The sequence below is a fragment of the Flavobacterium sinopsychrotolerans genome, assembly GCF_900110375.1.
GTDB classification, from domain to species: domain Bacteria; phylum Bacteroidota; class Bacteroidia; order Flavobacteriales; family Flavobacteriaceae; genus Flavobacterium; species Flavobacterium sinopsychrotolerans.
In genome coordinates this window covers 586,223-599,636 of record NZ_FODN01000001.1, presented here as the reverse complement: position 1 = coordinate 599,636, position 13,414 = coordinate 586,223, and the positions used below count along the sequence as shown (strand labels likewise).

Here is a 13,414-nt window from a genome sequence, read left to right as displayed (position 1 = left end):
AAAAAACAAACTACTATAATGGCACAACTTGAACCAATTTTACAAGAGAATAAAAATCGTTTCGTAATTTTTCCTATCAAACACCATGATATTTGGGAATTTTATAAAAGTATGGAAGCCAGTTTCTGGACTGCTGAAGAAATCGATTTGTCACAAGATTTAAATGACTGGAATAACAAGCTTTCGGACGATGAGCGTTATTTTGTTAAACACATTTTAGCATTTTTTGCTGCTTCAGATGGAATCGTAAATGAAAATCTGGCTGAAAATTTTGTGAACGAAGTGCAATATGCAGAAGCAAAATTCTTTTACGGGTTCCAAATCATGATGGAAAACATTCACAGCGAAACGTATTCGTTATTGATTGACACTTATGTAAAAGACGAAGCGGAGAAAGATGAATTGTTCAATGCATTAGAAGTTTTTCCGGCAATTAAGAAAAAAGCGGATTGGGCTTTGAAATGGATTGAATCGGATTCGTTTGCTGAAAGATTAATTGCTTTTGCAGCGGTGGAAGGAATTTTCTTTTCGGGAGCATTTTGTTCTATTTATTGGTTGAAAAAACGTGGATTAATGCCAGGATTGACATTTTCTAACGAATTGATTTCTCGTGACGAAGGTGTTCACTGTGATTTTGCGGTGCATTTACACAACCACCACTTGGTGAATAAAGTGCCAAAAGAAAGAATCAGAAGTATTATTGTAGACGCTTTGAATATTGAAAGGGAATTTATTACGGAATCGCTTCCAGTGAGTTTGATAGGGATGAATGCAGTATTAATGACGCAATATTTAGAATTTGTTGCTGATAGATTATTGGTTGAATTAGGTTGCGAACGAGAATACAATACTACAAATCCGTTTGATTTTATGGATATGATTTCACTTCAAGGAAAAACAAACTTCTTTGAAAAGAAAGTGGCCGAATATCAAAAAGCCGGTGTTATGAATACCGATGAGGATGCTCAGAAAATATCTTTTGACGCTGATTTTTAGAAAATAGTTATTGTAGTATCGGGTGTTTTTAGCCCCGATGGAAGGGAATATCCTTTCTAGTCCTGAACTTGTTTCAGGATCCTGAAACAAGTTCAGGACTAGAAAGATCGGAATGACAGCGGGATTAGCTTCCCAAAAAAAATTAACAAATACCCAAAAAATAGAAAAGGGATTTTCTGTTTTTTAAAAACAATTTAGCTTATGTATGTAATTAAGAGAGATGGCCACAAAGAGCCTGTAATGTTCGACAAAATCACAGATAGAATTAAAAAACTATGTTATGGTTTGAATGATTTGGTTGATGCCGTGAAAGTGGCAATGCGCGTAATTGAAGGACTTTATGATGGTGTTTCGACATCTGAATTGGATAATCTTGCTGCCGAAACTGCTGCGTCAATGACTATTGCGCATCCTGATTATGCACAATTAGCAGCTCGTATTGCAATCTCAAATTTACATTCGAATACTAAAAAATCATTTTCGGAAACGATGAATGATATGTTCAATTATGTGAATCCAAGAAACGGTCAATACGCACCGTTACTTTCTGAGGAAGTGCATAAAGTGATAATGGATAACGCGGAATTTTTGGATTCCCATATTATATATAATAGAGATTTCAACTACGATTATTTTGGTTTTAAAACCTTAGAAAGATCGTACTTGCTAAAAATAAACGGTAAAATCGTGGAGCGTCCACAGCACATGCTGATGCGTGTTTCTGTTGGAATTCACTTAGACGATTTGAAATCGGTGATTGAAACGTACGACTTAATGTCGAAAAAGTTCTTTACGCATGCAACTCCTACATTGTTCAATGCAGGTACGCCAAAACCTCAAATGTCTTCTTGTTTCCTTTTGGCGATGCAAGACGATAGTATTGACGGGATTTATGATACGTTGAAACAAACGGCCAAAATCTCGCAATCAGCGGGTGGAATTGGGCTTTCTATTCACAATGTAAGAGCTACTGGTTCTTATATTCGTGGAACAAACGGAACGTCTAATGGAATTGTTCCTATGTTGCGTGTTTTTAATGATACTGCAAGATATGTAGATCAAGGTGGAGGAAAACGTAAAGGAAGTTTTGCTATTTATATCGAAACTTGGCATGCGGATATCTTTGAATTTTTGGACTTGAAAAAGAATACCGGAAAAGAAGAAATGCGTGCGAGAGATTTGTTCTTCGCGATGTGGACTTCGGATTTATTTATGAAACGTGTGCAGGAAGACAGTTATTGGACCTTGATGTGTCCTAATGAATGTCCGGGATTATATGATGTGTATGGCGAAGAATTTGAAGCAATGTACATTGATTACGAGAAACGTGGAAAAGGTAGAAAAACCATCAAAGCGCATGAATTGTGGGAGAAAATCCTAGAATCGCAAATTGAAACCGGAACACCTTACATGTTGTACAAAGATGCAGCTAACAGAAAATCAAACCAAAAAAATCTGGGTACCATTCGTTCTTCGAATTTGTGTACGGAGATTATGGAATTCACTTCTAAAGATGAAATCGCAGTTTGTAACCTGGCTTCACTTTCGTTGCCAATGTTTGTGGAAAACAAAAAATTCAATCATGAATTGTTGTATACCGTTACCAAACGAGTAACCAGAAACTTAAATAAAGTAATTGACAGGAATTATTATCCCGTTATAGAAGGAGAAAATTCTAATAAACGCCACAGACCAATTGGTCTTGGAGTGCAAGGATTAGCTGATGCTTTCATTATGTTGCGTTTGCCGTTTACGAGCGACGAAGCAAAAAAACTGAATCAGGAAATTTTTGAAACCTTATATTTTGCAGCCGTAACCGCATCGATGGAAATGGCCAAAGAAGAAGGACCGTATTCAACTTTTAAAGGTTCGCCAATTTCACAAGGGGAATTTCAATACAACCTTTGGGGATTGAAAGATGAGGAATTATCAGGACGTTGGGACTGGACTTCATTGAGAAAAGAAGTAATGGAACACGGAGTGAGAAACTCGTTATTAGTGGCGCCAATGCCAACGGCTTCGACTTCACAAATTTTGGGTAACAACGAAGCCTTCGAACCATATACTTCTAATATTTACACGAGAAGAGTACTTTCGGGTGAATTTATTGTGGTAAACAAACACTTGTTGCACGATTTAGTGGAACGTGGTTTGTGGAACGAAAACTTGAAACAAGAATTAATGCGTAATAACGGTTCAGTTCAAGCACTTAATATTCCGCAAGACTTGAAAGAATTGTACAAAACCGTTTGGGAAATGTCAATGAAAGATATTATCGATATGTCACGTCAACGTGGTTATTTTGTGGATCAATCGCAATCATTGAACTTGTTTATGCAAAATGCCAATTATTCTAAATTGACATCAATGCATTTCTACGCTTGGCAATCCGGATTGAAAACGGGAATGTATTATCTAAGAACCAAAGCTGCGGTGGATGCAATTAAATTTACATTGAACAATGATAAAAAAGCAGAGCCAATCGAAATCAAAGAGCAATCAATCGCTATTCCTGCAGTTGCAGAAGCAGTAGAAATGACAGCCGATGAATACAGAGCGATGCTTGAATTGTCTAAAAATGCTGGTCCAGACGAATGTGAAATGTGTGGGAGTTAAATAAAATAAAAAAGGCTTCAATTCGAGTTGAAGCCTTTTTTTAATAAATTATAGATAATAGAATTGAAGTTCTATTCTATAGCCAAAAATCTTTTTGTTTTCAGACTTCAAATATAAAATTTTTTGGTAAAAAAAAGGACTTCTTTATTGTTAAATTTTAATAATTTCAATTATGAGTCCAAAAACGGATGAAGGTTATGATTACATTTTTAGAAAATGTATCACAACAAGAAATGGAAGAAGAATTTGTAAAACTGACGGAAGTTGTTTTAAAATTCGAATTAAAAAAAGTATTTAAATTTGAAAAGCAGCTATTGTAACGATAGCTGCTTTTTTTTGGAGCTATTTCCCGCTTTTCGTTACAATCTTTTTATTCGCCGAAAAGGCGAACAAAAAGGATTTTCACTTCAATCGGGGCTAATTACCTAGAGCTAACAGTTTAAATTTGTAAATAATTCACTATATTTGATGTAGTTATCATTGTAAAAATCACTATCATGGAAAATAAAAAATTTACTGTTACAGATGATTTATTAGCTTCCAAAGGCCAACGTCTACTGAATTTCGTTATTGATTTATTTATAATTTATGTTATCGAAATCAGTATTGGTACGACCATAATTCTAATTGGAGATTTAACGAAAAGTGATACAGCATCAAATTGGGTTTCTTCATTAAGAGGAGTTGAAAGTTTCTTTTTTGGACTTGTCATCTTGTTTTTTTATTATTTAATAACTGAAATGTATTTTTCCAGAACCTTCGGGAAGTATTTCACGAAAACAATTGTTGTAAAGCATGAAGGTTCAAGACCCAATATGAAAAGTATAATTGTAAGAACACTTTCTAGATTAATTCCTTTTGAGCCTTTTTCTTTTTTAACTGCTGATCGAGGATGGCATGATACTTTATCAGTTACCTATGTGGTGAAAAAGCATGATTTTATAGCCAAAAAGAAATTGTTTTCGGAGGAATAAGAAAGTACAAAAGATAAAAATTGCAGTCATTTTAGGCTGCTTTTTTGTTTTTAAACACATCCTTTTCTTTATATTCGCTCCTTTTAAATACCAAAAATAAAATAATGAACTGGGAACAACTTTTATCACTAAAACGACAAGGCGACAAAGGCAAAAGATTGCGTGTAGAACAAGACGATACCCGTTTGGGTTTTGAGGTTGATTATGACCGTATCATTTTCTCGGCCGCTTTTAGAAGTTTACAGGATAAAACACAAGTTATTCCGTTATCAAAAACAGATTTTGTACACACCCGATTGACGCACAGTTTAGAAGTTTCGGTTGTGGGTCGTTCTTTGGGGCGATTGGTGGGTAAGAAAATCATCGAAAAATATCCGCATTTGAAAGAAGTTCATGGCTATCACATGAATGATTTCGGTGCTATTGTTGCTGCGGCTTCGTTGGCGCATGATATTGGAAATCCACCTTTTGGACATTCCGGTGAAAAAGCGATTGGAGAATATTTTTCCATTGGAAAAGGACAACAATACAAAGACCAGCTTTCTGCAAAAGAATGGCAGGATTTAATTGATTTTGAAGGAAATGCAAATGGGTTTTCGGTGCTGACGGCCAGTCGTCCCGGAATTGAAGGCGGACTTCGGATTTCGTATGCAACGTTGGGCGCTTTTATGAAATATCCTAAAGAAAGTTTGCCTAAAAAACCAACCAAAGACATTGCCGACAAAAAATACGGTTTCTTTCAAACCGACAAAGCTTTTTTTCAAGATGTAGCTTCTGATATGGGTTTGATTCCAAATAAATCAGGAAGTGATGTTGGTTTCGAAAGACATCCTTTGGCGTATTTAGTAGAAGCTGCAGATGATATTTGTTATACCATTATTGATTTTGAAGACGGAATCAATTTAGGATTAGTTTCCGAAGATTTTGCATTAGAATATTTGATAAAATTGGTAAAAGACAGTATTGATACATCTAAATACAAGACTTTGGAAACCAAAGAAGACCGCATTAGTTATTTGCGCGCTTTGGCCATTGGGAGTTTAATAAATGATGCCGTAAAGGTATTTGTTGAAAATGAAGCCTTGATTCTGAACGGGAAATTCCCGTTTGCCATAATGGATAAAAGTAAGTACAAAGCCCAGATGGATGATATTATCAAGATTAGTGTCGATAATATTTACCAAAGCCGGGAAGTCATCGAGAAAGAAATCGTCGGTTATCAGATTATTCAAACGTTGTTGGATAAATTCATAACGGCTTATAATAACAAATACAACGGGAATGCGTCTAATTACGATTCTTTAATTCTGAAAATGTTGCCCGAGAAACACCATCAGGAAAAAGAAAATTTGTACGGAAGATTGCTCCATATTTGTCATTTTATTTCGTTGTTGACAGATGGAAATGCACTTGAATTGTTTGAAACTATAAACGGCAGAAAAAAGAATTAATTCTAAAAAATATATTCAATTCCCACACCAATCGCTTGGCGAACCTGAGTTTTTGGACCTTCGGTTACTTGTATTCCAGCAATTTCTCTTTTAGATTTGATGTCATCGTCATAGATAACATGTGCTCCAATATTAGCTTTTACATATTGATTTACCACAAGTTCTACTTGCAAATCACAATCAATATCGATGTTTCCAAAACGATTTACATAATCAGAATATAAGCTCAGCCGATTTTCTAAACTGATATTTTTGAAAATTTCTTTTTTATATTTGTTGGTAATCAGAAAACCAAGTTCCATTTTTGACCTTTCACCTTCTGTGAGTTGATTTCCGTCGAGATCATAAGTAGCTTTTGGAACACCAAAAGCACCCTGATCAGCTAGTCTTTGGTCTAAAACTAAGGTTGTTTTAAAGGTAAAGGGAGAGATGTAGAACGTTCTCTTTTTTTCTTTATTAATGTTTTCGGCACCTATTCCCATAAAAATATAAGCGGGAGCAAAGGGTGTTGAAATCGCTTTTTCAGTATTTGGATACGCGTAACCGTTAGTAAATTGCGTATTGAAATTAAATTTAGCGGAATGAAACCAGTTTGAAAGCGTGTCTTTTCTATATCCGAAAGTAGAGTTTAATTGGATGGCGTCATCTGTTTTTCTAAGATCGATTCCGTCTTGTTTGTTTAATCCGTATCTAATTACTAATTCATTTGACCAGTTATAATTGCTTCGGTTATACACTCGGTGAAATTTACCTTTAAATAAACCGGAAATTGAACTTGTTCCCCCGGCAGACCAGTTAACAAAGGCAACTTCAGAGATGTCAAAACCTAAACTATTTTTTTTGCTCCAATGTGATAAGGGAAGATAATGTGTTTTAGTTTGTATTTTTAGCGGAACATGCAATGATTTTCCTGCAGTTGATAGTGTGGTTATAGGTTTAAGTCCGTCGGAAAGAGTGGTATTTGTCGCTTCTTGGGAAAAACTATTAAGAGGAAATGTGAATGCAAGCAATAATAATGTGTAGGTTAAAAATTTCATTTTGGAGTAATTGTGTTTGGTGTTGCAAAATAATTATTTTAATAACTTGAAAAAAGTATTTCAAGACTTTTAACGTCAATTTTGCAGTATTGTTGTAATTCGGCTACAGTTCCATGTTCAATGAACTCATCTGGAATACCCAAAACAGTAATTTTTGACGCATAATTGTTCTCTGAGGCAAACTCGAGAATTGCACTTCCAAACCCGCCTTTTACAGTTCCGCCTTCAATTGTAATGATGGTTTTAAAAGTGTTAAATATATCTTTTAATGCCTTTTTGTCTAATGGTTTAACAAACGAAAAATCATAATGGGCAATATTTTCTGGATGTTTTATTTTGCTTATAGCCAAAGAAACAGTATTGCCAATAGTTCCATTGGATAAAACGGCTACTTTCGAACCTTCTTTGAGGCAAACACTTTCTCCAATTGCTGTTTTTTCATACTTCCCCAGATGTTGCGTTTGCCAATCTGCAATAACGCCGCGACCACGTGGATAACGAATTGCTATAGGATGATTTAATCCTAATTGTGCGGTATATAAAATATTTTGCAACGCTATTTCATTCATTGGGGCATGAATAATCATTTTAGGAATGCAACGCAAATAAGCCAAATCGAAAACACCGTGATGTGTTGCGCCGTCTTCTCCCACTAAACCAGCCCTGTCCAAACAAAAAATCACCGGAAGATTTTGCAAAGCTACATCATGTATTATCTGGTCGTATGCTCTTTGTAAAAATGTCGAGTAAATATTGCAATAAACGATCATTCCTTGTGTCGCCATTCCGGCGGCTAAAGTCACCGCATGCTGTTCGGCAATTCCCACGTCAAAAGCACGTTTTGGAAAGGCATCCATCATGAATTTTAACGAACTTCCCGATGGCATTGCAGGTGTGATTCCTATGATTTTTTCGTTGCTTTTAGCCAAATCCAACACGGTGAAGCCAAAAACATCCTGATATTTTGGAGGTAGATTTTCTTCTGATTTAATGTGAATTTCTCCTGTTAAAGCGTCAAATTTTCCGGGAGCATGGTATTTCACCTGATCGTCCTCGGCTTGCTGAAGACCTTTCCCTTTTGTGGTAATGATATGAAGAAATTTTGGTCCTTTTATTTTTTGTAAGCGTTTTAATTCTTTGATGACGGCAAAAATATCATGGCCGTCAATAGGCCCCGAATAATCAAAATTCAATGATTTAATCATGTTATTTTGCCTCGGATTTTTCCCTTCTTTTACAGCAGTTAGGTATTGTTTCAAAGCACCCACGCTTGGATCAATCCCGATAGCGTTATCATTGAGGATCACCAGTAAATTAGCATCAGTAACTCCAGCGTGATTTAATCCTTCAAAAGCCATTCCTGAGGCTATGGAGGCATCGCCAATCACCGCAATGTGCTGTTTGTTGAAGTCACCTTTCAAATTAGAAGCAATTGCCATTCCTAACGCTGCCGAAATAGAAGTGGAGGAGTGGCCTACGCCAAAAGCATCGTATATACTCTCACTTCTTTTTGGGAAACCGGAAATACCACCGAGTTGACGATTGGTATGAAAATTTTCTCTTCGGCCGGTGAGTATTTTATGTCCGTAGGCTTGATGTCCTACGTCCCAAATCAATAAATCGTTTGGTGTGTCAAAAACATAATGCAACGCAATGGTCAATTCTACAACTCCAAGACTTGCACCGAGATGGCCTTCTTTTACAGCCACAATATCGATAATGAAATTGCGCAATTCCTGAGCAACTTGAGGAAGTTGGGCTTCGTCAAGCAGTCGTAAATCGGCTGGGATATTGATGTTTGAAAGTAAATTATCTGACATAAAGCAAAGGTACGATTTGAAATTGTATTTTTGCAGTCGATAAAAAAAGTTGTTTCACAAAGAATTTAAATTTGCGAATTTGCGGTCTATATTATGATAAATCCTTTCACCGACGAATATTTTATGAAAAAGGCTTTGCAGGAAGCTGAAATCGCTTTTGAAAAAGGCGAAATCCCTGTTGGCGCCCTAATTGTCATTGATAATAAAGTCATTGCCAGAAGTCATAACTTAACTGAATTACTCCATGACGTTACGGCCCACGCCGAAATGCAATCCATTACTGCTGCTGCGAATTATCTTGGCGGGAAATATTTGATTGGTTGCACGCTTTACGTTACACTGGAGCCTTGCCAGATGTGTGCGGGAGCTTTGTATTGGAGTCAGATTTCGAAAATTGTGTATGGAGCCACTGATGAACATCGTGGTTTTGTAAAAATGGGTACGCAATTGCATCCTAAGACTACTGTTGTTTCTGGAATTCTGGCGAATGAAGCTTCGGACTTGATGAAGCGGTTTTTTGTGGAGAGAAGGAAGTGATGGTATAAACGTATGCACTAGCCCAGATAGTAGCGGCATCCTTTTTCTGGCTTCTTTAGCCAGGAAAAGATATAGCGAATAGCTGGAAATAGCTACTAAAAAAATGGCAAAAAAAAACTCCCCAATTTCTTGAGAAGTTTGTAATTTATTCTATGACAGCATTTTCTTTTTTGTCGTAGAAATGATATTCTAAATACGTGTAAGCATCACGAGGTATAATTTTCACCCATTTTTTATGTTCAAGAAACCATTTTGAACGTAATGATGGAAAACCTTTGGTAAGGTATGCTGCCACAAAAGGATGTACATTAAGCACAACATCTTTGTGGTTTTTTAATACTCTTTCCAGATCAAAAGCGATTTTATCAATGATTTGGATTGGCGCTTCAATTTCGCCACTTTCATTGTTTGGATCTTCTTCTCTAGTTTTAATATTTACTTCAGGTCTTACTCTTTGTCTTGTAATTTGAACTAATCCAAATTTACTCGGAGGTAAGATCTTGTGTTTTGCTTTATCATCGCTCATTTCTTCTTTCAAGAAATCGAACAACACTTTACGATTTTCAGGATTTGACATATCGATAAAATCAACTACGATGATTCCGCCCATATCACGAAGACGTAATTGTCTTGCGATTTCGGCAGCTGCAATCATATTGACTTCCATGGCTGTATCTTCCTGGTTGGTGGCTTTATTAGAACGGTTTCCGCTGTTCACGTCAATGACGTGCAAAGCTTCAGTGTGTTCGATAATAAGATACGCCCCTTTACTCATGGATACTGTTTTTCCAAAAGAAGTTTTGATTTGTCTCTCTATGTTGTATTTCTCAAAAATAGGTGTGTCTTTTGATTGATAAAACTTAACGATTGATTGTTTGGATGGTGCAATTTCTTGCAAATAATCCTTTGTTTGGTTGTACAACTCTTCATCATCAATTTGAATACCACTAAAGGTATCATTAAATACATCTCTTAATATTGAAGAAGCTCTGTTGAGTTCTCCTAATACTTTAGACGGATGATGAGCGGTCGGTAATTTTTTACACATTGCAGTCCATCTGCTGAGCAGGTTCTGCAAATCTTTTTCTAATTCGGCTGTATTTTTGCCTTCGGCTACTGTGCGAACAATAACACCAAATCCTTTTGGTTTGATGGATTGTACTAATCGTTTCAAGCGTTCTTTTTCTTTTTTGTCTTCTATTTTTTGTGAAATAGAAACGCGGTCAGAAAACGGAACCAAAACTATAAATCTTCCGGCAAGAGAAAGCTCAGCGCTAATTCTTGGACCTTTTGTAGATATAGGTTCTTTGACGACTTGTACTAAAACAGATTGATTGGAACTCAAAACATCAGTAATGGTGCCATCTTTGTCTATTTCTTTTTCAAACTGAAAGGTTTTTAGGGAGAAATCTTTTAATTTACCTGCGCTTACAAGTTTTATGAATTTCAGTTGGGAAGATAAGTTAGGACCTAAATCGTGATAATGTAAAAAAGCATCTTTTTCGAAGCCTACATTTACAAAAGCAGCATTCAATCCGGCAACTGGTTTCCTGATTTTGGCAATAAAAATATCACCAACCTGGAAGTTGCTTTTTTCTTCTTCTTTGTGCAATTCAATTAGTTTTCCATCTTTTAATAAGGCAAAATCTACGGCTTCAGAACTAGATCGGATGATTAATTCTTTATTCACGCTGTACATTTTTATCTATTCGCCAAGGCGAACAAATGGATTAAACAATATTTTAACAGGTATTGAACCCGGGGAGATTTTAGATTTGTGAATTTTGATTCTTGATTTTAAATTTTTCAAATCTGCAATCTTAAATCGGTAATCTACAATCTTAAATCTCAATTTCAATGAACGTTTAAAAAGAAAAAAGTAGTTTAAAACTACTTTTTCTTTTTGTGACGGTTAGCTCTCGCTCTTTTTTTACGTTTGTGAGTTGCTACCTTATGTCTCTTTCTTTTTTTACCACTTGGCATATCTTGTCGATTTTATGATTAATTAATATTATTATTTTGCTTCGTTATTTGTTTTTACTCCTTCTACAAAAACTTTTGCAGGTTTGAATGCAGGAATATTGTGTGCAGGAATTTTTATTGTCGTATTTTTAGAAATATTTCTTCCTGTTTTCTCAGCTCTAGTTTTCACTATAAAACTTCCAAAACCTCTTAAATAAACATTGTCTCCAGTTTCCAATGAATTTTTTACTTCATTCATAAAAGTCTCTACAGTCGCCTGTACATCTCCTTTTTCAAGACCTAATTTCTCTGAAATTTTTGCTACGATATCTGCTTTCGTCATTTTCTTTCCTATTTATAATGTTGTACTATTTTTTTGAGGTTGCAAAGATATGAATTTAAAATACAATTATTCAAGCTAATTGATTAAAATTTAATTACATAAACTTTTACTTTTGTAGTCTAATATTTAAAGATGAATTTTTCTAACCTGCTGATAAAATGGTATTTACAAAATAAACGCGATTTACCATGGCGAAATACTACCAATCCATACCCTATTTGGCTCTCTGAAATCATGTTGCAACAGACGCGTGTTGCACAAGGAATGCCTTATTTTATGTCTTTTACAACCGCTTTTCCTACTGTTTTTGATTTGGCGAAAGCCAATGAGGAACAAGTTTTGAAACTCTGGCAGGGATTAGGATATTATTCCAGAGCCCGAAACCTACATAAAACAGCCCAACATATAGCACAGGAATTATCGGGAGTATTTCCAGACAATTATAATGACTTATTAAAATTAAAAGGAGTAGGGGAATATACCGCGGCGGCTATTGCTTCTTTCTCCTATAATGAAGCTGTTCCCGTTGTTGATGGGAATGTGTTTCGGGTTTTGTCCCGTTATTTCGATATGGATACAGATATTGCTCAGGCTTCCGCCAAAAAAGAATTCACTGCTTTGGCTTTCGAACTGATGCCAAAGGATAATCCTGCGACCTTCAATCAAGCCATTATGGAATTTGGTGCGTTGCAATGCGTTCCTAAAAGTCCGAATTGTAGTATTTGTGTTTTTAACGAAAGTTGCGCTGCTTTGCAAAAAAACAAAGTCGATCAGTTGCCCGTAAAATCCAAAAAACTAAAAGTTAGGAACCGATACTTTAATTATTTGGTTCTTGAAGACGAAGCGGGAAATACAATTATCCAGAAACGAACAGACAAAGGGATTTGGCACAACTTATATGAATTCCCTTTGATGGAAACCGAAAAAGAAGAAGATTTTGATTGTGTTAGCGAAGCTGTTCAAGGGAATTATTTCAAAGATAATACTGTCGAAAGTATGTTGGAATACAACGAAAAGAGTATCATTCATAAATTGTCTCACCAACATTTACACATCAAGTTTTGGAAAGTGAAAATTGAAGGAACAATTGAAAATGGAATTGATAGGGAAATATTGAGAACTTTTCCGTTTCCAATTGTGATTCATAATTTTATTGAAAAGGATTTATAGAGTTTCTAAAAAAATGTATCTTTGATAAAATACCACATTCTAAAATGAACGGAACATTAAATAAGGTTATGCTAATTGGTTTTCTTGGCGATGATATCAAAATGCATTATTTTGACGGAGGCAACTGTATCGGAAGATTTCAGTTGGCAACAAACGAAGTATACATCAACAAAACTACCAATGAAAAAATCACTTCTACGGAGTGGCATAATTTGGTAGTACGCAATAAAGCGGCGGAACTTTGTGAAAAATACCTTTCTAAAGGAGATAAAATTTACGTAGAAGGGCGCATTAAATCCCGTCAATGGCAGTCAGAGGATGGAAGTACAAAGCATACCTCCGAAATTCAGGTAACTGAATTCACTTTTCTTTCCACAAAAAAAGACAGTGAAAGTAACAAACAAATTCCTGCAGCTGATGTTGTGAAAAACACTAATTTTGACCCAGAAAATAATGTCTTGCCTATTAATGACTTGCCATTTTGATTGTTTAATTAATCTTAACTAAT

General features: G+C 35.5%; 12 protein-coding genes. 8 read left to right on the top strand and 4 right to left on the bottom strand.

The window, feature by feature from the left end; all coding sequences use genetic code 11:
• The first annotated feature begins 18 nt into the window (after positions 1–18).
• From BMX64_RS02685 to BMX64_RS02670, 5 genes are all read left to right on the top strand, one after another.
• Positions 19–996 (top strand): ribonucleotide-diphosphate reductase subunit beta, encoded by a 978-nt coding sequence (locus BMX64_RS02685; protein ID WP_091166051.1) that lies wholly within the window; start codon positions 19–21, stop codon positions 994–996.
• 201 nt (positions 997–1,197) lie between these two features.
• Positions 1,198–3,612, top strand: a complete 2,415-nt coding sequence (locus tag BMX64_RS02680) for a ribonucleoside-diphosphate reductase subunit alpha (RefSeq protein WP_091166048.1) — start codon at positions 1,198–1,200, stop codon at positions 3,610–3,612.
• A gap of 197 nt (positions 3,613–3,809) precedes the next feature.
• Entirely contained in the window at positions 3,810–3,932 is a 123-nt protein-coding gene (locus tag BMX64_RS15910) for a hypothetical protein (RefSeq protein WP_262987357.1), read from the top strand.
• Positions 3,933–4,109: 177 nt separating this feature from the next.
• On the top strand, positions 4,110–4,586 hold the full coding sequence (locus BMX64_RS02675) for an RDD family protein (protein WP_091166045.1): 477 nt from the start codon (positions 4,110–4,112) through the stop codon (positions 4,584–4,586).
• A gap of 104 nt (positions 4,587–4,690) precedes the next feature.
• Positions 4,691–6,037: a deoxyguanosinetriphosphate triphosphohydrolase gene (locus BMX64_RS02670; protein ID WP_091166042.1), complete on the top strand. Its 1,347-nt coding sequence runs from the start codon at positions 4,691–4,693 to the stop codon at positions 6,035–6,037.
• Positions 6,038–6,039: 2 nt separating this feature from the next.
• Here the strand turns inward: BMX64_RS02670 and BMX64_RS02665 are convergent, their stop codons facing one another.
• Both BMX64_RS02665 and BMX64_RS02660 read right to left on the bottom strand, forming a co-directional pair.
• Positions 6,040–7,074, bottom strand: a complete 1,035-nt coding sequence (locus BMX64_RS02665; protein WP_091166039.1) for a DUF3078 domain-containing protein — start codon at positions 7,072–7,074, stop codon at positions 6,040–6,042.
• Between the two features lie 38 nt (positions 7,075–7,112).
• Positions 7,113–8,894: a 1-deoxy-D-xylulose-5-phosphate synthase gene (locus BMX64_RS02660; protein WP_091166037.1), complete on the bottom strand. Its 1,782-nt coding sequence runs from the start codon at positions 8,892–8,894 to the stop codon at positions 7,113–7,115.
• A 93-nt stretch (positions 8,895–8,987) separates the two neighbouring features.
• On the opposite strand from BMX64_RS02660, the gene BMX64_RS02655 reads away from it, so the two are divergent.
• Entirely contained in the window at positions 8,988–9,431 is a 444-nt protein-coding gene (locus tag BMX64_RS02655) for a nucleoside deaminase (protein ID WP_091166036.1), read from the top strand.
• Between the two features lie 145 nt (positions 9,432–9,576).
• On the opposite strand, the gene BMX64_RS02650 is transcribed toward BMX64_RS02655, so the two are convergent.
• Entirely contained in the window at positions 9,577–11,121 is a 1,545-nt protein-coding gene (locus tag BMX64_RS02650) for an Rne/Rng family ribonuclease (protein ID WP_091166530.1), read from the bottom strand.
• A 324-nt stretch (positions 11,122–11,445) separates the two neighbouring features.
• Positions 11,446–11,736 (bottom strand): HU family DNA-binding protein, encoded by a 291-nt coding sequence (locus tag BMX64_RS02645; protein WP_066080765.1) that lies wholly within the window; start codon positions 11,734–11,736, stop codon positions 11,446–11,448.
• 132 nt (positions 11,737–11,868) lie between these two features.
• Between BMX64_RS02645 and mutY the strand changes: the two genes are divergently transcribed.
• Together mutY and BMX64_RS02635 are read left to right on the top strand one after the other, a co-directional pair.
• The gene (mutY, locus tag BMX64_RS02640; protein WP_091166033.1) at positions 11,869–12,906 is read left to right on the top strand and encodes an A/G-specific adenine glycosylase; all 1,038 of its coding nucleotides are present in this window, start codon (positions 11,869–11,871) and stop codon (positions 12,904–12,906) included.
• A gap of 44 nt (positions 12,907–12,950) precedes the next feature.
• Positions 12,951–13,391: a single-stranded DNA-binding protein gene (locus BMX64_RS02635; protein WP_091166030.1), complete on the top strand. Its 441-nt coding sequence runs from the start codon at positions 12,951–12,953 to the stop codon at positions 13,389–13,391.
• The last annotated feature ends 23 nt before the right edge of the window (positions 13,392–13,414 follow it).

Coding starts and splice junctions, on each gene's coding strand:
- BMX64_RS02685 (WP_091166051.1), top strand. CDS start 19: ATGGCACAACTTGAACCAATTTTACAAGAGAATAAAAATCGTTTCGTA.
- BMX64_RS02680 (WP_091166048.1), top strand. CDS start 1,198: ATGTATGTAATTAAGAGAGATGGCCACAAAGAGCCTGTAATGTTCGAC.
- BMX64_RS15910 (WP_262987357.1), top strand. CDS start 3,810: ATGATTACATTTTTAGAAAATGTATCACAACAAGAAATGGAAGAAGAA.
- BMX64_RS02675 (WP_091166045.1), top strand. CDS start 4,110: ATGGAAAATAAAAAATTTACTGTTACAGATGATTTATTAGCTTCCAAA.
- BMX64_RS02670 (WP_091166042.1), top strand. CDS start 4,691: ATGAACTGGGAACAACTTTTATCACTAAAACGACAAGGCGACAAAGGC.
- BMX64_RS02665 (WP_091166039.1), bottom strand. CDS start 7,074: ATGAAATTTTTAACCTACACATTATTATTGCTTGCATTCACATTTCCT.
- BMX64_RS02660 (WP_091166037.1), bottom strand. CDS start 8,894: ATGTCAGATAATTTACTTTCAAACATCAATATCCCAGCCGATTTACGA.
- BMX64_RS02655 (WP_091166036.1), top strand. CDS start 8,988: ATGATAAATCCTTTCACCGACGAATATTTTATGAAAAAGGCTTTGCAG.
- BMX64_RS02645 (WP_066080765.1), bottom strand. CDS start 11,736: ATGACGAAAGCAGATATCGTAGCAAAAATTTCAGAGAAATTAGGTCTT.
- mutY (WP_091166033.1), top strand. CDS start 11,869: ATGAATTTTTCTAACCTGCTGATAAAATGGTATTTACAAAATAAACGC.
- BMX64_RS02635 (WP_091166030.1), top strand. CDS start 12,951: ATGAACGGAACATTAAATAAGGTTATGCTAATTGGTTTTCTTGGCGAT.